The 20,831-nt window shown below is 64.4% G+C and carries 15 protein-coding genes and 1 tRNA gene; 13 read left to right on the forward strand and 3 right to left on the reverse strand.

The genetic code is table 11. The annotated features are described in order from the left end of the window. Window positions 1-47: 47 nt before the first annotated feature. The 5 genes from ACHWUQ_RS06330 (at window position 48) to ACHWUQ_RS06350 (ending at window position 6,282) form a co-directional block, all read left to right on the forward strand. Window positions 48-485, forward strand: a complete 438-nt coding sequence (locus ACHWUQ_RS06330) for a hypothetical protein (protein ID WP_394680635.1) — start codon at window positions 48-50, stop codon at window positions 483-485. Window positions 486-658: 173 nt separating this feature from the next. Further along, window positions 659-1,987, forward strand: coding sequence for a tRNA (N6-isopentenyl adenosine(37)-C2)-methylthiotransferase MiaB (gene miaB, locus ACHWUQ_RS06335; protein WP_239809339.1), 1,329 nt, complete (start codon window positions 659-661; stop codon window positions 1,985-1,987). A gap of 166 nt (window positions 1,988-2,153) precedes the next feature. Then, entirely contained in the window at window positions 2,154-4,454 is a 2,301-nt protein-coding gene (locus tag ACHWUQ_RS06340; protein ID WP_394680636.1) for a hypothetical protein, read from the forward strand. Between the two features lie 8 nt (window positions 4,455-4,462). Further along, complete coding sequence (locus tag ACHWUQ_RS06345) at window positions 4,463-5,620, forward strand: hypothetical protein (RefSeq protein WP_394680637.1); 1,158 nt, start codon at window positions 4,463-4,465, stop codon at window positions 5,618-5,620. Beyond that, a complete protein-coding gene (locus tag ACHWUQ_RS06350) occupies window positions 5,617-6,282 on the forward strand; it encodes a DUF1266 domain-containing protein (protein WP_394680638.1) in 666 nt (221 codons plus the stop codon). Before ACHWUQ_RS06345 ends, ACHWUQ_RS06350 begins: the two co-directional genes overlap by 4 nt. Before the next feature lie 61 nt (window positions 6,283-6,343). Here the strand turns inward: ACHWUQ_RS06350 and ACHWUQ_RS06355 are convergent, their stop codons facing one another. Continuing rightward, window positions 6,344-6,919 carry a C40 family peptidase gene (locus ACHWUQ_RS06355; RefSeq protein WP_239809343.1) on the reverse strand — a complete coding sequence of 192 codons (576 nt, stop codon included), beginning with the start codon at window positions 6,917-6,919 and terminating at the stop codon, window positions 6,344-6,346. 236 nt (window positions 6,920-7,155) lie between these two features. Between ACHWUQ_RS06355 and fdnG the strand changes: the two genes are divergently transcribed. The 7 genes from fdnG (at window position 7,156) to ACHWUQ_RS06390 (ending at window position 16,554) form a co-directional block, all read left to right on the forward strand. Next, the gene (fdnG, locus tag ACHWUQ_RS06360) at window positions 7,156-10,218 is read left to right on the forward strand and encodes a formate dehydrogenase-N subunit alpha (protein WP_312527459.1); all 3,063 of its coding nucleotides are present in this window, start codon (window positions 7,156-7,158) and stop codon (window positions 10,216-10,218) included. A 9-nt stretch (window positions 10,219-10,227) separates the two neighbouring features. Continuing rightward, on the forward strand, window positions 10,228-11,169 hold the full coding sequence (gene fdxH / locus ACHWUQ_RS06365; protein WP_239809344.1) for a formate dehydrogenase subunit beta: 942 nt from the start codon (window positions 10,228-10,230) through the stop codon (window positions 11,167-11,169). Further along, the gene (locus ACHWUQ_RS06370) at window positions 11,166-11,828 is read left to right on the forward strand and encodes a formate dehydrogenase subunit gamma (RefSeq protein WP_394680639.1); all 663 of its coding nucleotides are present in this window, start codon (window positions 11,166-11,168) and stop codon (window positions 11,826-11,828) included. Before fdxH ends, ACHWUQ_RS06370 begins: the two co-directional genes overlap by 4 nt. Before the next feature lie 116 nt (window positions 11,829-11,944). Then, window positions 11,945-12,910 (forward strand): formate dehydrogenase accessory protein FdhE, encoded by a 966-nt coding sequence (gene fdhE / locus ACHWUQ_RS06375; protein WP_394680640.1) that lies wholly within the window; start codon window positions 11,945-11,947, stop codon window positions 12,908-12,910. 109 nt (window positions 12,911-13,019) lie between these two features. Next, the gene (selA, locus tag ACHWUQ_RS06380) at window positions 13,020-14,447 is read left to right on the forward strand and encodes an L-seryl-tRNA(Sec) selenium transferase (RefSeq protein ID WP_394680641.1); all 1,428 of its coding nucleotides are present in this window, start codon (window positions 13,020-13,022) and stop codon (window positions 14,445-14,447) included. Continuing rightward, window positions 14,444-16,369, forward strand: coding sequence for a selenocysteine-specific translation elongation factor (selB, locus tag ACHWUQ_RS06385; RefSeq protein WP_394680642.1), 1,926 nt, complete (start codon window positions 14,444-14,446; stop codon window positions 16,367-16,369). The genes selA and selB overlap by 4 nt, the downstream gene beginning before the upstream one ends. Window positions 16,370-16,458: 89 nt before the next feature. Next, window positions 16,459-16,554, forward strand: a tRNA-Sec gene (locus tag ACHWUQ_RS06390). Between the two features lie 209 nt (window positions 16,555-16,763). On the opposite strand, the gene ACHWUQ_RS06395 is transcribed toward ACHWUQ_RS06390, so the two are convergent. After that, a complete protein-coding gene (locus tag ACHWUQ_RS06395) occupies window positions 16,764-17,888 on the reverse strand; it encodes an acyltransferase family protein (RefSeq protein ID WP_394680643.1) in 1,125 nt (374 codons plus the stop codon). A gap of 349 nt (window positions 17,889-18,237) precedes the next feature. Here ACHWUQ_RS06395 and selD point away from each other — a divergent pair, with 349 nt between their 5' ends. Further along, complete coding sequence (selD, locus tag ACHWUQ_RS06400; protein WP_394680644.1) at window positions 18,238-19,305, forward strand: selenide, water dikinase SelD; 1,068 nt, start codon at window positions 18,238-18,240, stop codon at window positions 19,303-19,305. A 77-nt stretch (window positions 19,306-19,382) separates the two neighbouring features. On the opposite strand, the gene ffh is transcribed toward selD, so the two are convergent. Continuing rightward, entirely contained in the window at window positions 19,383-20,762 is a 1,380-nt protein-coding gene (ffh, locus tag ACHWUQ_RS06405; protein WP_239809352.1) for a signal recognition particle protein, read from the reverse strand. Window positions 20,763-20,831: the final 69 nt, after the last annotated feature.

The following is a 20,831-nucleotide window of genomic DNA, read 5'->3' on the forward strand; positions in this document are numbered from 1 at the left end:
ACCGCCGCTGTTTGTAGAATGCGGCCTCCAGCCCCTGGATATACACCATGAACCGCTGCACCACACTCCCCACCACCCACCACCGCCTGCGGCGCGCCACGCGCGCCAGCCTCGCTGCACTCGCGCTGGCACTGGCCGGCATCAGTGCCCTGCCCAGCCTGGCGCAGACCGCCACCTTTGCCCCGTTCCAGGGCCCGGTGCGCGCCTTCCCGCCCCAGGCGCTGCGCGGCTACCTGGTGATCACCAGCACGAGCCAGGCCACCATTGATGGCCAGTCGGTGGGCCTCGCTCCCGCGTTTAAGCTCTACAACCCGCGCAACACCACGATACGCCCCGGCACCGTGCTCAATGAAAAGCTGACGGTCAACTATGTGATCGAGAAAACCAGCGGCCGCGTGCATGCCGCCTGGATCTTGAACAGCGAAGAAGCCGCCCTCAAACGCGACCGCGCCGACAACGGCTTCTGGAGCGGACTCTTTAAATAAAGCGCCCTGGCGCCGCCGCATGGGCTGACCGCTGCGGTCAAAGCCCGGCGGGGCGGTCCGCGCACCCACCCCTTGAGCAGCAGGGCGCCATCTGGCGCCTGGCTTTCTGCCGTATGACGGTATTCCTTCAGGCCTGCAACCGCAGCCCCGGGGGTCCCCACGAGATTTGCACCATGTCCAAAAAAGTATTTATCAAAACCTTCGGCTGCCAGATGAACGAGTACGACTCGGACAAGATGGCGGATGTGCTGGGCGCCGCGCAGGGCTATGAGCCCACGCAGGACATGGACGAGGCCGACCTGATCCTGTTCAATACCTGCTCGGTGCGCGAGAAGGCACAGGAGAAGGTGTTCTCCGACCTGGGCCGCATCAAGCACCTGAAGGAAAAGGGCGTGCTGATTGGCGTGGGCGGCTGCGTGGCCAGCCAGGAAGGCGCCGAGATCATCAAGCGCGCGCCCTATGTTGATGTGGTGTTTGGCCCCCAGACCCTGCACCGCCTGCCCGAGCTGCTCAATGCCCGCGCGGCCAAGGCCAAGCCGCAGGTCGACATCTCCTTCCCCGAGATCGAGAAGTTCGACCACCTGCCGCCCGCCCGTGTTGAAGGCGCGTCGGCCTTTGTGTCCATCATGGAAGGCTGCTCCAAGTACTGCAGCTACTGCGTGGTGCCCTACACCCGCGGAGAAGAGGTGAGCCGCCCGTTCGAGGACGTGCTGGTCGAGGTCGCGGGCCTGGCTGCGCAAGGCGTCAAGGAAATCACCTTGCTGGGCCAGAACGTGAATGCCTACCTGGGCAAGATGGGGGATACGGCCGAGATCGCCGACTTCGCGCTGCTGCTGGAATATGTGGCCGAGATCCCCGGCATCGAGCGCATCCGCTACACCACCAGCCACCCCAATGAGTTCACGCCGCGCCTGATCGAGGCCTATGCCAAGATCCCCCAGCTCGTCTCGCACCTGCACCTGCCAGTGCAGCACGGCAGCGACAAGATCCTGATGGCGATGAAGCGCGGCTACACCGCCATGGAGTACAAGAGCACGGTGCGCAAGCTGCGCGCCATCCGCCCCGATCTGGCGATGAGCAGCGACTTCATCGTCGGCTTCCCCGGCGAGACGGAGGAAGACTTCCAGAAAATGATGAAGCTCATCGACGATGTGCGCTTTGACAACTCGTTCAGCTTCATCTTCAGCCCCCGCCCTGGCACCCCTGCCGCCAACCTGCCCGATGACACGCCTTACGAGGTCAAGCTGCGCCGCCTGCAGGAGCTCCAGGCCGTCATCAACCACAATATCAAGACCATCAGCGATGAGCGCCTGGGCACCGTGCAGCGCCTGCTGGTGGAAGGCAAATCCAAGCGCGACAACGGCGAGCTGATGGGCCGCACCGAGTGCAACCGCGTGGTCAACTTCCCCGGCCAGGAGCGCCTGATCGGCCAGATGGTCGATGTGCGCATCACCGAGACGATGACCTATACGCTGCGCGGCGAAGTGCTGATCACCGATTGAGGCGCATCGCTGGCCTGCCGGCACCGCGCTGGTCAGCCACACGAAACACGGTGAAAATAGCCCACTTTCCAGCGTTGGTGGCCCGCAAAGGCCACACCGGTGCTGGAGCCCGTTAGCATGCAGGGGCGCATGAGGGATGCGCCAAAACCAGAAAGGCATCATCACCATGGCACCCGTGTCCGACCCGTCCACCGCACTGCGCAGCGAAGCGCTTGATGCCTTTCTGGACCATGTGGATACCTTGTTCAACACCGAGGACGAGACGCAGGAATGGCCTGCCCGCCAGGCGGCAGCGGCCCAGCAGCTCGCATCGCGCGCGCTCGAGCCCGAGGACCTGGACCAGCTGCGCCGTGTCTACCGGCTGTGGAGCATGGCGGGCCAGCCGGCCCAGGCCCTGGCCGCCGTGCAGCAGCACCAGGCCCGCCTGCTGCAGGAGCTGACCGCCGACGCCCAGCGCGACGCAGCGGTCACGATGGCGATGCTGCAAGCCGATGCCGCCGAGGATGTGCCCGGCCTGCCGCGCGAGCAGTACCGCGACTTGATCGCGCAGGCGATGGCGGCCGTGGACCAGGCCGGCGCGCTGGGCGATCCCGACCGCGCCTGGCGCCACTTGGCGCGCCACGCCCACCAGGCCCAGGCACTGGACCTGCAAGAGCAGATCTACCGCAAACAACACCAGTACAAAAGCCAGCAGGCCGACCGCGCCCAGCTGCGCGCCTGGGACGATGCCATGCTGGCCACGCGCCTGGGCCGCATCGAAGCGGCCAAGGGCAACAGCACGGCGGCCCGCGACCTGGGCCACTATGCGCTGCAAAAACTCCAGCGCGCAGAAGCGGGCCAGGACATCGACACCGATGACTGGCTGCTGCTGGGCGAGGACATCATTGCGCTGGCGCCCGACGCGCTGGCCCAGCACAGCGAACTGACCCTGGCCAGCCTGCCCAGCAACGCATCGCCCGCCGCCTGGCGCGATACCCGGGCCCAGCTCGCACGCCTGGCCGCCGCCAGCCTGCACCAGCAAGGCGCGCTGGATGCCGCGATCAGCAAGGGCCAGGAAGGCCGCTTTGCGCTGGTGCGTGACAGCGATGACAGCACCAGCGCCCGGCTGATCGATTGGCTGGTGCAGGCCGCCCGCCTGCCCGAGGCCGCCCACATGTGCTTTGAGAGCACCCTGCACAGCCGCCCTGGATCGCGCGAAGCCGCCTGCCGCCAGGCACTGGCCCACCTGGGTGAGCCGGGCGGTGCGCCGTACTGGGCGCTGACCCTGATGGCCGCCGCCCGGGACGAGGACCTGGCCGAGTTCCTGCCTGCCGACAGGGACGCCGAGCAGGCCTTTGCCCACTACAGCGCGCTGGTACAGCAGCAGTCGCTGAACCACCCGATGTGGCGCCTGCTGCAGGGCAACCATCTGTTTGAACAGCAGGACTATGCGCAGGCCTTGCCGCTGCTGGAGACGCTGGCCGAGCGCCCCCAGTACGCCAATGGCGAGCTCGCCTACCGCCTGTTTGTCTGCCGCGCCCGCGTGGCGGGCCTGGCCAGCGCGCTGCAGTCGCCCTATATCCGCTGCGATGGCGGCAGCTGGTGCTATGCGATGGGCGTGCAACTCGATGACGACGAGGCGCTGATGCAAGCCATTGGCGGCGAAGGAGAGGAGCTGCCCGCCGACTGGCCTTACGACGAGCTGCTGCGCTGGATCAAGCACTACTACGAGACCGGACAGGCCCGCTTCGAGCACTGGTTTGCCACCGGCCAGGGCAGCTACAAGGACGGCAACCTGCATGACTACTCGATGCTGTGCAACAACCTGGCCATCAAGTACCGCTACAACGACGAGAACTACGACGGCGCGCTCGCGCTGCATGCCAAAGGCATTGCCACCAGCCCCTTTGCCGAGCACTACAACGGCATCGTCTCCACCCACATCGACAGCGACAACTACGCGCAGCTCATCCCGGCGGCCGAGCAGCTGTGGCACTACAGCCAGGACAACGGCTACAGCCGCCACAGCCCCTGCGACTATTTCCCCAAGGTGGCCTATGCGCTCTACAAGCAAGACCGCAATGTGGAAAACAGCATCTGGCTGGAGCGCCTGGACGAATGGTGGAGCCAGCTCGACGAGGACGAGCAGCGCAGCGAGCGCTATGACTATCTGCGCAGTCTGCTGAACCAGCTGGACTACTACTCGGCCACGCATGGCGCCGAGGTGCTGCCACGCCTGCAGGCGCTGCTGCCCGAGCTGGCGCAGCGCCAGAATGCCTACCTGCTGCGCCGCGCAGGCGATGCGATGCAGACCTCGGGCACGGACCAGCAAGCGATGCAGATCTACCAGCAGGCGCTGGCCTGCGCGCGGGCCGACGACCCGGCCGAGCGCGAGAAGCTGCAGACCACGATCGACCAGCTCAACGCCCAGCTGATCACCGCTGCACCGGCTGCCGGTGGCGGCAAGCCCTGGTGGAAGTTCTGGTAAGCCCCTCCATGCGCACAAGCACGGTGTACCTGGCGCGCAATGTGGTCAACGCGCCCGAGCTCAAGGCCCGCATCATCGCGCGCAGCCGCGCGCGCAGCGATGCGCCCGACATTGCCGCCTGGCTGCAGAACCATTTCTACCGCTATCTGGTCGGTAACCTCAACGCACCGGCCGATGCGGTACAGGCCATCACCACCACCGCAGCGTTGCAACAGCGCTATGCCGCCGGCGCGCCGGCCTGGGCACTGGCGCTGCTGGCCCGCAAGACCGGTCCCGAGACAGCGCCAGCGGCACCCGCGCTGTGGTGGATCGACCCTGACCACGACAGCGTGCTGGCGCTGGAGCGCCAGCTGCTGGAGTTTTTGCAGTCACGCAAGGGCACCTCGCTGGAAGGCAAGCTCGCCCGCATCAACTGCCCGCAGGCGCTGGAACGCTGGACGCAGGAGCACCAGGCTTTCGAGGCACAGCAACTGGCCGGATGGCGCCAGCACCAGCCCCATGCGGTACAGATGGTGTGGCAAGGCAGCCAGGGAGCCTTTGTCGAACTGCTGCCCAGCAGCGGCGTGCTGCGCGAAGAGATGGCCTACGAGAGCCAGATGATGCGCCACTGCCTGGGCCAGTTTGCCAACCGCCACCAGCTGACGGGCGGCTACGGCGAGCACTATGCCGAAGGCTGCGAGCAAGGCCGCATGCGCATCTTCAGCTACCGCACCGGCCAGGCCCAGCCGCGCATCACCATCAATGCCTGGCTGCAGGCCGATGGCCGCCTGCGCATCGACCAGATCAAGGGCAAACAGAACCGCCCGCCGGTGGACCGCTACCGTGCCGATGTCATCGCCTTTCTGAACCAGCTGAACACGAGCGACGACACGCCCGACGATGCGCTGGGCATGCGCCTGCTGCGTACCAGCGGCGCGCAGCCGGGCTGGCACGCCGTCGAGAACCTGCACAGCGAGGCCGAACAACTGCAGCTGTGGCAGCGCCAGCCCAGGCTGCTGCCCCATCTGCAGCACACCTCCCCGCTGGTGCAATGGCTGGCTGCAGCGCATGACTGCAGCCTGCTGGCCGGCCAGCACCTGCCGCCTGCGCTGGCCTACACGTTGGAACAGGCCGGCAAAGCACCTCCCAGGATGCAGGCCCACCCCCGGCCGGAGGCGCAGCGATGATCCAGCTCCTGGTGGCTGCCATCGGGCTGTGGCTGGTATGGCAATGCGCGCGCGCCTTTCGCCGGCAATGGGGCAGCCAGGCGCCCGCGCGGTCAGGACCGCTGGGACATTACCTGCTCACGCCCGAACAGAACTGGGCGTTGGCGCTGGCGCACCCGATGGCCTTCCATGCGCTCAAGGATGGCTTTGCCGACAGCGCGATGCCCTCGCCCACCGCCGGCCTGGCAGCATCGTTGCGGCCCATGGCCCTGCATGCCTTCGGCCTGCGCACCGATCTAGACGATGCGCAGGTGCGCGCGCAATTGCCCGAGCGCATGCGCACGCGCTGGTGGTGCCTGGATGTGGAGCGGCTGCAGGCGGGGGATGACGCGCGTGCCGCGATGGCCTTTGCCTGCGTCCGGACTGCCTTTTTTGTGCGCACCGCAGCCATGCTCGGCTGGCTCAGCGCCGAGCAGCAGTGGCAGCTGCTGCAGCTCAATGCCGCGCGGGCCCGCGAATGCTTTGGCAACTGGCAGGAGCTGGGCAGCGCCTATATCCAGGGCCGCGCACAATGGGTGGCCAAAGGCCGCTCGGACGCACTGGGCCGCAGCCTGGACCCGGAGGAATTGCAGCACTGGCTGCAGGATGCCTCGCACCCCTGGGGTGCCTATGCCTGGCGCTGACCCCGCCTTTGCCGCCGTTTTGGGCGCGCTGCCTCTTGTTTTATTCAGCCAATGAATATTCTCATGCGTCAAAAATCGTGCGTGCCTCGGTGAAGCGGCGTGAGAAATAGGGATTGTCCAGGCTCACCGTCTTGACCACACCGCCGCTCGACGGCGCATGGACAAACTGGTTGTTGCCGGCATAAATGCCCATGTGCGAGTAGCGCCCGCCCATGGTGTTGAAGAACACAAAATCGCCGCGCTGCAGATCACGCCGGTCGATCTCGGCGCTCACCCCTGCCCACTGGGCCGTGGTACGCGGCAGGCGGCGCGTGGTGATGCCCTGGATCGCATACTGGATCAGGCCGCTGCAGTCAAAGCCGCCTTCAGGGGTGTTACCGCCATAGGTGTAGGGCGTGTTGACGACGAGCATGACCCGCGCATACAGCGCCTCGCGCAACTCGCCGCTCAGCCCCAGATTGACGGGCACGACACCGGTGTCAACGCGCGGCGAGGTGGCCACCTCCGTGGCGGAGCGCCGGCCCGCCGCTGGCCGCGCGGTGCGCGATGGCGACGAGCCGCAACCCGCCAGCAGCGCCGATGCCGACAGCGCCCAGAGCAAAAAGGGACGGCGCGCCGCCCCGTTGTGGTGGTCCATGGTCTCCCCCTTGGATTCAGGCGGCAAGAAATTCATGAAGCATATTATTCACAATTCCATGCAAGTTTGTGAATTGTATTGGTATTTCTCGCCACAACGGATCGTCCGCGCATTTTTACCAATTTGTCAAATCCGCTGAATACCCGGAAAGCCCAACTATTCTGCTTTCAGAGGGAGAAGACTACAATTTGTGTCGTAAGCATAGAAAACAAGCATCCTTCGTTGAAAGGACACCCATGGTGCAATTCTCCAGACGCCAGTTCATGAAAGTGACTGGTTCGACTCTGGCGGGTTCCAGCCTGGCGGTGATGGGCTTCTCGCCCGCCACCGCACTTGCCGGAGTTCGTCAGTACAAGCTGGTCGGCAGCACAGTGACACGGCAAACCTGCACGTATTGCTCTGTTGGCTGCGGCATTTTGATGTACTCGCTGGGCGATGGCGGCAAGAACGCCAAGCTCTCTGTGATCCACGTCGAAGGCGACCCCGACCATCCCGTCAACCGCGGCACCTTGTGCCCCAAGGGCGCATCGCTGCTGGACATCGTCCACAGCCCCAACCGCCTGCTCTACCCCGAGTACCGCGCGCCCGGCTCCAACGAGTGGAAGCGCCTGTCCTGGGATGAGGCGCTGACCCGCATCACCAAGCTGCTCAAGGACGATCGCGATGCGAACTTCCTCGAGAAGACCGATGATGGCCTGACGGTGAACCGTTGGACCTCGACCGGCATGCTGGCCGCTTCGGCTGCCAGCAACGAAGCCGGTTACATCACCTACAAAGTGGCCCGCTCTTGGGGCATGTTGGCGTTCGATAACCAAGCCCGTGTCTGACACGGCCCGACGGTGGCAGGTCTTGCCCCGACGTTTGGCCGTGGAGCGATGACGAACCATTGGGTCGACATCAAGAACGCGGACGTTATTTTGATCATGGGCGGCAATGCCGCTGAAGCCCACCCTTGCGGCTTCAAATGGGTGACCGAGGCGAAGGAGCACAACAAGGCTCACTTCATGGTGGTCGACCCGCGCTTTAACCGGTCGGCTTCGGTGGCGGATTTCTACGCCCCTATCCGCTCCGGTTCGGACATTGTTTTCCTCGGCGGTGTGATCAACTACCTGCTGACGAACGACAAGATCCACCACGAGTACGTGCGCAACTACACCGATTTCACGTTCATCGTGCGGGAAGACTTTGCGTTCGACGAAGGTATCTTCTCGGGCTACAACCCCGAAAAGCGCACCTACGACAAGGCCAGCTGGGACTACGAGCTGGGCGAGGACGGTTACGTCAAGACCGACCCGAGCCTGCAGCACCCGCGTTGCGTCTACCAATGGCTCAAGCGCCACTACGCCAGCTACACGCCTGAGAAGGTCGAGAGCGTCTGCGGCACGCCCCAGGCCAAGTTCCTGCATGTCTGCGAAAAGCTCGCATCGACGGCACAGGCTGGCCGCGCCGCAACCATCCTCTACGCACTGGGCTGGACCCAGCACTCGATCGGCGCGCAGATCCTGCGTACCGGCGCCATGGTGCAGTTGCTGCTGGGCAATATCGGTGTCGCCGGTGGCGGCATGAACGCGTTGCGCGGACACTCCAACATCCAGGGCCTGACCGACCTGGGCCTGCTGTCCAACGCACTGCCGGGCTACCTGACCCTGGCCAACCAGGGCGAGCAGGACTACCAGAAGTACATCGACGCGCGCACGCAAAAGCCTTTGCGTGCCAACCAGATGAGCTACTGGCAGAACTATCCCAAGTTCCATGTGAGCCTGATGAAGGCTTTCTGGGGACCGGCGGCCACCAAGGACAACAACTGGGCCTATGACTACCTGCCCAAGCTCGACAAGCAGTACGACATGCTGCAGATTTTCGAGCTGATGAACGAAGGCAAGGTCAACGGCTACATCGCGCAGGGCTTCAACCCGCTGGCGGCGTTGTCCAACAAGAGCCGCGTGCGCGACGGTCTGGCCAAGCTCAAGTTCCTGGTCGTGATGGACCCGCTGGCCACCGAGACCTCGGAGTTCTGGAAGAACTACGGCGAGCACAACGACATCGACACCGCGTCGGTGCAGACCGAAGTGTTCCGCCTGCCCACCACCTGCTTTGCAGAAGAGGATGGCGCAGTCGTGAGTTCGTCGCGTGTGCTGCAGTGGCACTGGAAGGCCTCCGAGCCGCCGGGTGAAGCCAAGACCGACATTGCGATCATGTCGGCCCTGCACCTGCGCATGAAGGCGGCCTACCAGAAGGACGGCGGCAAGTTCCCGGATCCGATCCAGAACCTGTGGTGGCCCTATGCACAGCCTGCGCACCCCTCGTCCGAGGAAATTGCCAAGGAGTACAACGGCCGGGCGCTGACCGACCTGACCGCGCCCGATGGCAAGGTACTACGCCCTGCCGGCCAGCAGCTGTCCGGCTTTGGCGAGTTGCGTGACGATGGCTCCACGATGAGTGGCTGCTGGATCTGGACAGGCAGCTGGACCGAGGCGGGCAACCAGATGGGCCGCCGCGACAACAGCGACCCGACCGGCATCGGCAACACGCTGAACTGGGCCTGGGCCTGGCCGGCCAACCGCCGCGTGCTGTACAACCGCGCATCCGCGGACCTGGAAGGCAAACCGTTCAACCCGAACCGCACCTTGGTCAAGTGGAACGGCAAGACCTGGGGCGGCGCTGACGTGCCGGACTACGGCCCGACCATCGCGCCCGAGACCGGCACCGGTCCGTTCATCATGAACCCGGAAGGGGTGGCACGCTTCTTTGCCCGCAAGGGCATGAACGAAGGTCCGTTCCCGACGCACTACGAGGCATTCGACAACCCGCTGGGCTACAACCCGATGTACCCGAAGAACGACAAGGCCGTCAGCAACCCGGCGGCTCGCGTCTTCCCGGCCATCTGGGAGACCTTCGGCAAGGCGGACGAATTCCCGCATGTGGGCACGACCTACCGTTTGACGGAGCACTTTCACTACTGGACCAAGCACGCGTTGCTCAACTCCATCATCCAGCCCGAGCAGTTCGTCGAGATCGGCGAGGCGCTGGCCAAGGAGATCGGCATTGCGACGGGCGCGATGGTGAAGGTCAGCTCCAAGCGGGGCTACATCAAGGCCGCTGCGGTGGTGACCAAGCGCATCAAGCCCATGCAGATCGAAGGCAAGACGGTGCACCACGTGGGTATTCCTATCCACTGGGGCTTCAAGGGCCTGACCAAGCCTGGCTTCCTCGCCAACACCCTCACCCCGTTTGTGGGTGACGGCAACAGCAACACGCCAGAGTTCAAGACCTTCCTCGTGAAGGTTGAGAAGATCTAAGGAGCAGCGATGTCATCTCTTCAATCATTGGATATCAAGCGCCGCTCCGCCACCACCACCCCATCGCCCAGCGTGCGCAGCCCGCATGGCGGCGAGGTGGCCAAGCTGATCGATGTCTCCAAGTGCATCGGCTGCAAGGCCTGCCAGACCGCCTGCATGGAGTGGAACGATCTGCGTGACGATGTGGGCACGGTTGCGGCCGGGGTCTACGACAACCCGACCGACCTGACGGCCAACTCCTGGACGGTGATGCGGTTTTCCGAATACGAAAACGAAGCCACCGGCAACCTGGAATGGCTGATCCGCAAGGACGGCTGCATGCACTGCGAAGACCCGGGCTGCCTCAAGGCCTGCCCCTCTCCCGGTGCCATCTTGCAGTACACCAACGGCATCGTGGATTTCCAGGAGGAAAACTGCGTGGGCTGCGGCTACTGCGTGACCGGCTGCCCGTTCAACATTCCGCGCATCTCCAAAAAGGACCACAAGGCCTACAAGTGCACCTTGTGCTCGGACCGCGTGGCCGTCGGCCAGGAGCCTGCCTGCGTCAAGACCTGCCCGACCGGCGCGATCATGTTTGGCACCAAGACCGCCATGCAGGAGCGCGCCGAGGAGCGCATTGTCGATCTGAAGGAGCGCGGCTTTGACAAGGCCGGCCTCTACGATCCGCAAGGCGTGGGCGGCACCCACGTGATGTATGTGCTGCACCATGGCGACAAGCCCTCGCTCTACCACGGCCTGCCCGATGATCCATCGATCAGCCCGATGGTGAGCCTGTGGAAGGGTGTGGCCAAGCCACTGGCGCTGGCAGCCTTGGGCGTTGCGGCCGTCGGCAGCTTCTTCCACTACATCACCAAGGGCCCGATCGAAGTGCCTGAGGAGCTGGAAGAGGAAGAAGCCGCCAGGGCACGTGCGGAAAAGGGCATTGACCACCACGAGGAGTCTGGACGATGAAAAGCAAGACCCGTGATATTCAACGCTACACCGCTGGCGAACGCGTCAACCACTGGGTGGTCGCGATCAGCTTTGTGCTGCTGGCCCTGTCGGGTCTGGCGTTCTTCCATCCCTCGTTCTTCTTCATGACGAACCTGTTCGGTGGCGGACCCTGGACCCGCATCCTGCACCCCTACATCGGCCTGGTGATGACCGTCGGCTTCGTGCTGATGTTCTTCCGCTTCTGGCAGCTCAACATCATTCGCAAGAACGATGTGGAATGGCTCAAGAACGTGCCGGCGCTGGTCAACGGTGAGCACGAAAAGATGCCGCCGGTGGACAAGTACAACGGCGGCCAGAAGGCGCTGTTCTGGATGCTGGTGCTGTGCATGGCGGGCCTGCTGGTGACCGGCGTGCTGATGTGGCGCGCCTGGTGGAACCTGCCGGTGAATGTGGTGCGCGCTGCGGCGCTGCTGCATGCACTGTCGGCCTTCGGCCTGATCGGCCTGATCATTGCCCACATCTACGCCGCCATCTGGACCAAGGGCACGATCCGCGCGATGACGCGCGGCACGGTGACCCGCGCCTGGGCGCGCTTTCACCATCCGCTGTGGTACCGCCGCATGACGGGCGACAGCTCGGACATGGACAAGCAGACGAGCCACAAGCGCGGCGCCTGATGCGCTTGCCGGGCATGCCCCGGCAAGCGGCCCGGTCCCGGGTCGGCACCGCCCCGCTCCCCAACGCCGATAGCCCCGCCAGGACTATCGGCGTTGATTTTTGAGAAAATCCCCGTATGCAACGCATTCTTCAGCCCGGTGAGATCGAGTCGCTCGACCACACCAGTTTCCCGCGCGTGCTGCTGCCCAACACCAGCAGTCTGTTCCTTGACCGAGCCCAGCGCATTCGCCAGCTGGCCGACGGCAACCCGATTGCGGACTACCTGCTGTTCATCGCCAAACTGGTGGACGCCCAGCACCAGGCCGCCCAGGGCCTGCAGGTCGCGGCGCCTGAAGCTGCCGCTATCGCGCAGGCCCAGCAGTTCTCGTCGCCGCTGCTGCCTGCCGCTGACCATCTGGACCCCGCCTGGCACCAGGTGCTGGACCGCATGCTGGCGCAGCTGGGCAGTGCCGATGGCCTGCCCCCAGCCCTGCAGCCGCTGATTGCCGAGCTGCAACGCTGCAGCACCGAGGACCGCAATGCGCTGGCCAAACGCCTGCTGACCAAGGAGCTGGCTGCGCGCGATGTGGGCCTGGCGCCTTTTGTCATGGCGGCGTTGCAAGTGGTGTTTGCCACCCGCGCCAGCCAGCTCAGGCTGGCCGACATCCCCTTTACCGACCCGGCCACCATTTGCCCGGTCTGTGCCAGTGAACCCGTCGCCGGCGTGGTGCGCATTGGCGGCAAGATGGCCGGCCACCGCTACCTGCACTGCGGCTGCTGCGCGACCGAATGGCATATGGTGCGCGTCAAATGCAGCCACTGCGAATCGACCAAGGGCATCCGCTACCAGGGCCTGGATGGCGGCAAGGATGTGGTGCTGGCGGAAACCTGTACCGAATGCGGCAGCTACCGCAAGCTGGTCAACCAGGAAAAAGACCCGCTGGCCGAGCCGCTGGCCGATGACCTGGCCAGCCTGATGCTGGACCTGCTGATGAGCGAGCAGACCTCGTTCTCGCGCGCCAGCGGCAACCCGCTGCTGTTCGTGGCCGTGGCCGAGCCGCAGGCGGCCGATGCCGAAGGCAGCGTGCCCGATCTGCATTAAGGGCGTGCCGGCACCCTGAACGTTTTGGCACCATGCCATACTGGACGATGGCGCTGCTGCCGCAGCCCATCGTTTTTTTATTTCTGCCCCTTTTTGAGCTGGTTTGCCCATGAACGCACCGTCCCACCTGCCCTCTGTTGACAAGCTGCTGCAGCACCCGCGCACCGCTGGGCTGTTGGACGGCTACGGCAAGACCCAGTGCACGCAGGCCATCCGCGCAGCGCTGGGCGAGGCCCGCAGCCGCTGGCTGGCACAGACGGGCAGCAGCGCAGACGGTGCCGATGCCTTGCTAGACGCCGCCGAACAAAAGCTCCAACAGCTGTTTGCGCCGCGTCTGAAAGCGGTCTACAACCTGACCGGCACGGTGCTGCACACCAACCTGGGCCGGGCGCTGCTGCCCCAGGAGGCCATCGACGCCGTGGTGCAGGCGCTGGCGACCCCCAGCAATCTGGAGTACGACCTGGCCGACGGCGGCCGCGGCGACCGCGATGACCTGGTCGAAGACCTGGTCTGCCGCCTGACCGGCGCCGAAGCGGCCACCATCGTCAACAACAATGCGGCCGCCGTGCTGCTGGTGCTGTCCACGTTGGCGCGCGACAAGGAGGTGGTGGTCTCGCGCGGCGAGCTGGTCGAGATTGGCGGCGCCTTCCGCATCCCGGATGTGATGACGCGCGCCGGCGCCCGCCTGGTCGAGGTGGGCACCACCAACCGCACCCATGAGAAAGACTACGAAGCGGCGCTGGGCGAGCACAGCGCCGCGCTGATGAAGGTCCACTGCAGCAACTACGCGATCAGCGGCTTCACCAAATCGGTGGCCGAGGCCGATGTGGCGCGCATCGCCCATGCGCGTCAGCTCCCGCTGATCGTGGACCTGGGCAGCGGCACCTTGATCGACATGCGCGACTGGGGCCTGCCCTATGAGGTGACTGTGCGCGAGACCATCGAGGCCGGCGCCGACATCGTGACCTTCAGCGGAGACAAGCTGCTGGGCGGCCCGCAGGCTGGCATCATCGTCGGCAGCAAGGCCTTGATCGCCCAGATCAAGAAGAACCCGCTCAAGCGTGCGCTGCGCGTGGGCAAGCTCACCCTGGCCGCGCTCGAACCCACGTTGCGCCTCTACCTGCACCCGGAAAAGCTGGCCGACCGCCTGACCACGTTGCGCCTCTTCACCCGCCCGGCTGCTGCCATGCAGCAGCAGGCGATTGCGCTGCAGGCACCGCTGCAAAGCCTGCTGGGGCCGGACTACCGGGTGGAGCACGCCGCGATGACCAGCCAGATCGGCAGCGGCGCCTTGCCCGTCGAAAGCCTGCCCAGCCATGGGCTGGTGGTGCGCCCCCAAGAGCGCAAACGCGCCGGGCGCCTGCTGCAGCAACTCGAAGCTGCGCTGCGCCAGCTGCCGCGCCCGGTGATCGGCCGGCTGCGCGACGATGCACTCTGGCTGGATCTGCGCTGCCTCGAAGCCGCGGACCAGGCCGACTTTGCCGCCAACCTGCAGCAGCTGGCCCTGGGCAGCAGCGCCACGGACGGCCAGCCATGATCATCGGCACCGCAGGCCATATCGACCATGGCAAGACCACCCTGGTGCGTGCCCTCACCGGTGTGGAGACGGACCGCCTGAAGGAAGAAAAGGCGCGCGGCATCTCGATCGAGCTGGGCTACGCCTACACCCCGCTGGCCAATGGCGATGTGCTGGGCATCATCGATGTGCCCGGCCATGAAAAATTTGTGCACACGATGGCCGCAGGGGCCGTGGGCATTGACCATGCCTTGCTGGTGGTGGCCGCCGATGACGGCGTGATGCCCCAGACCCTGGAGCACCTGGAAATATTGCAGCTGCTGGGCATCCGCCAGGGCACGGTGGCGCTGACCAAGGTAGACCGCGTGCCCCGCGCCCGCATCGATGAGGTGCGGGACGAGATCGCCGCCATTCTGGCGCGCAGCAACCTGGCCGATGCGCCCATCTTTGAAACCGCAGCCGCGCTGCCCGATGATCCGGGCGTCTGGGCGCTGCGCCAGCACCTGCACCAGCAGGCCCAGGCCATGCCCCCGCGCACCCAGGGCGGGCTGTTCCGCCTGGCGGTGGACCGGGTCTTCAGCCTGCCCGGCCAAGGCACGGTGGTGACGGGCACGGTCTTCAATGGCCAGGTGGCCGTAGGCGACAGCCTCGTGCATTCGGCCAGCGGCGCGCCCGTGCGCGTGCGCAGCATCCATGCGCAAAACCAGGCCAGCGAGCGGGGGGTGGCCGGCCAGCGCTGCGCGTTGAACCTGGCAGGCATCGCCAAGGAAGCCATCACGCGCGGCGACTGGATCATGGACGAACGCCTGCGCCAGACCACCCAGCGCATCGACGTACGCCTGCATCTGCTCGCCGATGCCGCGCCGCTGGCGCAATGGTCGGCCGTGCACCTGCACCTGGGCACTATGCGCTGCACCGGCCATATCGCCCTGCTGCAAGATGGCGACCTGACCCCTGGGACCGAAGCGCTGGCCCAGCTGGTGCTGGACGCACCGGCGCTGGTGCTGCCGGGTGACCGCGTCATCGTGCGCAATGCCCAGGCCAGCCGTACCATTGCCGGCGCCATGGTGCTCGATCCCTATGCGCCCGCACGCAAGCGCCGCAGCGACAGCCGCCTCGCCTACCTGGCCGCGCTGACGCGCTGGATAGCCACGGCCGACACCGCCCCGCTGCTGGCCGAGGCGCCGCTCGGCCTGGCCCGCTCACAGCTTGTGCGGCTGACCGGTACCGCCACCCCGGCCGTTGCAGAGAACAGCACCCAGCTGCCACTGCCCGACGGCGATGCGCTGCTGGTGGACCAAGCTGCCTGGCAGGCACTGCAAGACCAGCTGCTGCAAGCCCTGCAACGCTTCCACGAAGTAGCTCCCGACGAGCCCGGCATCAACGCAGCCCGCCTGCGCCGCATGGCCTTGCCTGCGCTGCAGCATGGCCCCCACGATGCCCTCTACCACGGCTTGCTCGATGCGCTGATCGCTGCCGGCCAGATTGCCAGCAGCGGCGCCTGGCTGCACCTGCCCGGCCACACCGTGCAACTGAGCGACGCCGAGCAGGCGTTGGCCCAGCGCCTGCTGCCCGCCATCACCGAAAGCCGCTTTGACCCGCCCTGGGTGCGCGACCTGGCCCGCGACCATGGCGCCGCAGAGGAAGTGGTGCGCCAGCTGCTCAAAAAGCTCTCGCGCCAGGGCCTCGTGTTCCAGGTGGTCAAGGACTTGTTCTATGCCGCGCCGTCGATGGATGCGCTCGCGGCACTCACCGCAGAGCTCGCGCAACAGGCCGAGCGCGGAGAGGTGCAGGCGCATGTGTTCCGCGACGCCACCGCCCTGGGCCGCAAACGCGCCATCCAGATTCTGGAGTTCTTCGACCGCGTAGGCTACACCCGCCGCGTGCGCGATACGCATGTGCTGCGCCCGGGTGTCCGTTGGCAAGCAGGCACCACCTCGTAAGCCACCCAAGGGTCTGCAGCTGCACCAGCCGCAGCCGCCGCGCAGAGCCGTTACAATCGGCGATCTTGCCCAACACGCACGTGTTGCAGGGAAGGCAATCGTGCCCGGTGGTGCGGCCGGGCTTCAAACCCGGTGAGGGGTGTCAGCCACTCCTGGGTTGGTTCGACTCCAGCTGTCTTCCGCCATTTGGCCGCCATCCAGCGATGCGGGCCGCGCGCGACATGCACCCACCCATCCTCACAGCGTTCCCCTCGCCGACGCGAGGTTCTGGCGGTGCCTGCATGCCGCCTGTTGTAGTGGATTCGGTCGATGTGCAGCCGGGCCTCAGCGGCACAGGTAGCAGTCCACGTTCATTTTTTCCGTATGTGCTTTTGTCCAGGAACCAGCGCACGACTCATCGCAGCTGTTGATTCTTGTGGATCGTACCGAGCGAGGATCGATTGCTGGACAGAGGCTGGAGCCAGCGATTGATCTTCTCGCGGCAGAACATGTACAGAGGACGCTCTACGGCGTGGTAGTAGACAGCCGACGCGGATAGCAAAGCCAGCAGGACGAAAATCGCGATGGCGATACGAGGCAGGCCATCCAGACTCTTCCAAGGCAATAGCACAAGCGCCATATTGAACACCAATATGTGCAGCACATATATGGCATAAGAATAATCGCCAAGCTTTGCCATTATCCGTGCAATGGGGCTGCGCGGAGAGGGTAGCGTCAATGCCAAACCGGCGATAGCCAAAGCAGCGCCCCCCATCAGCAAGGTGCGCTCTGGCCAGTAATGAAAATTCGCCAGACCATAGGGATGGTCTTCAAAGTGGGGTGCCATGTACACCAGCAACCCCAGGGATGCTGCTGCTAGCAACCCCCACAGCTTCCATGGCGATGAAGAGTGGCTTTGGAGATAATGGTATAAAAAGTACCCCATAAAAAACTCCGCCACGATTGGAGCCACATAAAAAAGCTGAATCCAATCCCTCTGCAATCCAGCGTCTGCACCCGTGCGGTCAAGGAAAAAATAGACATTGATGACAACCAGCACCCCCAACATAATCTTCAGAAAATTCTGGCGCTGATCACGAGAGAAAAGCAGCGCTGCTGCCATCAAAATGTAAAAATACAACTCGAACATCAGCGACCAAATCACAATATTGATCAAACCGGTCAAGTCGGTGAAATACAGATAGAATGACCCTTGGAAATTTATGTGCGGATCAAGCTGCTGCGTCACTTTGAAAAAGACGAGATACAACAGCAGTGCAGGCCACCAACCCATGTAAATTCTTGAAAAACGGGTCAGCACAAATGCCCCAGCGGTACGCGCCCCGTGGGCTGTATTTTTTGTGGAGTGGGCCATGATCACGCCACTGATGACAAAAAATATATCAACACCTGCATAACCCATGTTGATAATAAAACTCAGCCAATGGGGAAAACCAGTAAAAATCCCGAGCACGGCTCCATGAAAAACGGCGACCCACATCGCCGCCAAAAATCGAAGTATCTGTATATGCTTAATCATTTCATAGATTTGTGAGTGGCTCACAAGGCTATGCGCATTCTAAGTGTCTTAGGCATCCTGAGAAGCAGGCGTGGCTAAGCGTGTACGGCGAGATGTAGCCCACCATCGAGACCACGTAATGGCAGTGCGCTCGATGTAGAGCCAGCAATCCAGCGCTAGCATCAACACCAGGCCCAAGGCCATAGCCATCCTCCTGGTGCCGCAGGAGATTAAGGATCCCCGGGCGACTCGCGCCTCGTTTCCGGCAAATCAGCACAGCGCACGCCCGCCCGCCAACGCGCCGATAATGGTGGGCCGCCATCGGCGGCGCCGCTTTGCCCGCTAGTCTGTAACCCTTGAGGATGTCTGTATGAATGCCCCCACCACGCCCCTGTCCGCCTCGCCGCGCCTGACCTCGCTGTCGCATGGGGGTGGCTGCGGCTGCAAGATTGCACCGGGGGTGCTGGCTGATCTGATGAGCCGCAGCGCGGTACCCAAACAGTTCTATGCACCTTTGCTGGTGGGCACCGAGACGGCAGACGACGCGGCGGTCTACCAGATCAACGACACGCAGGCGATTGTCGCGACCACTGACTTCTTCATGCCCATCGTGGACGACCCCTATGACTTTGGCCGCATTGCCGCGACCAATGCACTGTCGGATATCTACGCGATGGGCGGCACGCCGCTGATGGCGCTGGCCATTGTCGGCATGCCGATCAATGTGCTGCCCCATGAAGTCATCGCCAAGATTCTGGAAGGCGGCGAATCGGTCTGCCGCGATGCCGGCATCCCGCTGGCTGGCGGCCACTCCATCGACTCGGTCGAGCCCATCTATGGCCTGGTGGGCATCGGCATCGTCAACCCCGCGCAGCTCAAACGCAACCGCGATGCCCAGGCGGGCGATGTGCTGATCCTGGGCAAGGCCATCGGCGTCGGCATCCAATCGGCCGCGCTGAAAAAAGGCCTGCTCAGCGACAGTGCCTACGCCAGCATGGTGCGCACCACCACCCAACTCAACCGGCCCGGTGCGGCGCTGGCGCAGCTGGCCGATGTGCATGCGCTGACGGACGTCACCGGCTTTGGTTTGCTGGGCCATACGCTGGAGCTGGCACGGGGCGCGCAGCTGACGGCCGTGATCGACAGCCAGGCGCTGCCGCTGCTGCCCGGCGTGCTGGACCTGGCCCAGCAAGGTGTGGTGACCGGCGCATCGGGCCGCAATTGGGCGTCCTACGGCAGCCATGTGGCGCTGGATGCGCAGGTGACCGACGCGATGCGCAGCCTGCTGACCGATCCGCAAACCTCCGGTGGCCTGCTGGTCTCCTGCACCCCGGATGCTGTTGACCAGGTGCTGGACATCTTCCAAACCCAGGGCTTTGGCGATGCCTGCGTGGTCGGCCATATGCAGGCGGGCGAGGCCAAGGTAGTGGTGTCCTAACTCCAAGCCCCTGGATACAACAACGCCTGCGGTGCGCAGGCGTTGTTGTGGGAGCAGCGCTCGAAGCCCAGGTGCGCTTAGAACGGCAGCTTGGGCATGCCGCCGCCCATCATGCCTTTCATGCCGCCCATCTTCTTCATCATCTTCATCAGGCCGCCACCCTTCATCTTCTTCATCATCTGCTGCATCTGGCCAAACTCGTTGAGCAGGCGGTTGACCTCCTGCACCTGCACGCCAGCGCCCGCTGCAATGCGCTTCTTGCGCGTGGCCTTGATGAGTTCGGGCTTGGAGCGCTCAAAGGGCGTCATCGAGCAGATGATGCCTTCCTTGCGGCGCACCTCGCGCTCGGCCTTGTCCATGTCGACCTGACCGGCCTTGCCAGCCAGCTCGGAAGGGAGCTTGTCCATCAACGTCGACAGACCGCCCATCTGCTTCATCTGCTGGAGCTGGCCGAGGAAGTCGTTCAGGTCGAAGCCGTCGCCGGACTTGATCTTCTCGGCCATCTTCTGGGCCGCCTGCAGGTCCACACCCTTGGAGACCTGCTCGACCAGCGCGACGATGTCGCCCATGCCCAGCACGCGCTGTGCATGGCGCTCGGCATCGAACACTTCCAGGCCGTCGATCTTCTCGGACACGCCGGCGAACTTGATCGGCGCACCGGTGATCTGGCGCACCGACAGCGCTGCACCGCCGCGCGAGTCACCGTCAAGCTTGGTCAGCACAATGCCGGTCAGCGGCAAGGCCTCCTTGAAGGCCTTGGCGGTGTTGATCGCATCCTGGCCCTGCATGGCATCGACGACGAACAAGGTCTCGACCGGCTTCAGGGCGCTGTGCAATTGCTGGATTTCAGTCATCAGCACTTCATCGATCGCCAGCCGGCCGGCCGTATCGACCAGCAGTACATCGAAGTAATGCTTCTTGGCGTAATCCAGCGCAGCGTTGGCAATATCCAACGGCTTTTGGTCGGGGGTGCTGGGGAACCATTCGGCACCGGCTTGCTGGGTCACGGTCTTGAGCTGCTCGATCGCCGCAGGGCGGTACACGTCACCGGAGACGGTGAGCACCTTCTTCTTGCGCCGCTCGATCAGGTGCTTGGCCAGCTTGGCCGTGGTGGTCGTCTTGCCAGCGCCTTGCAGGCCGGCCATCAGGATCACCGCAGGCGGCTGGGCCTGCAGGTTGATGTCGGCCACGCCTTCGCCCATTGTGGCGGCGAGCTCCTTGTTGACGATCGACACCAGGGTCTGGCCTGGCTTGAGGCTGCCCAGCACTTCCTGGCCCAGCGCTTTTTCCTTGACGCGGGCAATGAAATCGCGCACCACGGGCAAGGCCACATCCGCCTCCAGCAGGGCCATGCGCACTTCGCGCAACATGTCCTGGACGTTGGATTCGGTGATACGGGCCTGGCCACGCATTTCCTTGACGAGGCGCGAGAGTTTATCGGTCAGTGCGGAAGCCATAGGGTGGAGTCTTGAGTAATCGTGGCAAAGGCGGCGCCGCAGTCATGCAGATACCCGGTGGCCGGGCGC

Source organism: uncultured Comamonas sp. (assembly GCF_964277875.1).
Taxonomy (GTDB): Bacteria; Pseudomonadota; Gammaproteobacteria; order Burkholderiales; family Burkholderiaceae_C; genus Comamonas; species Comamonas sediminis.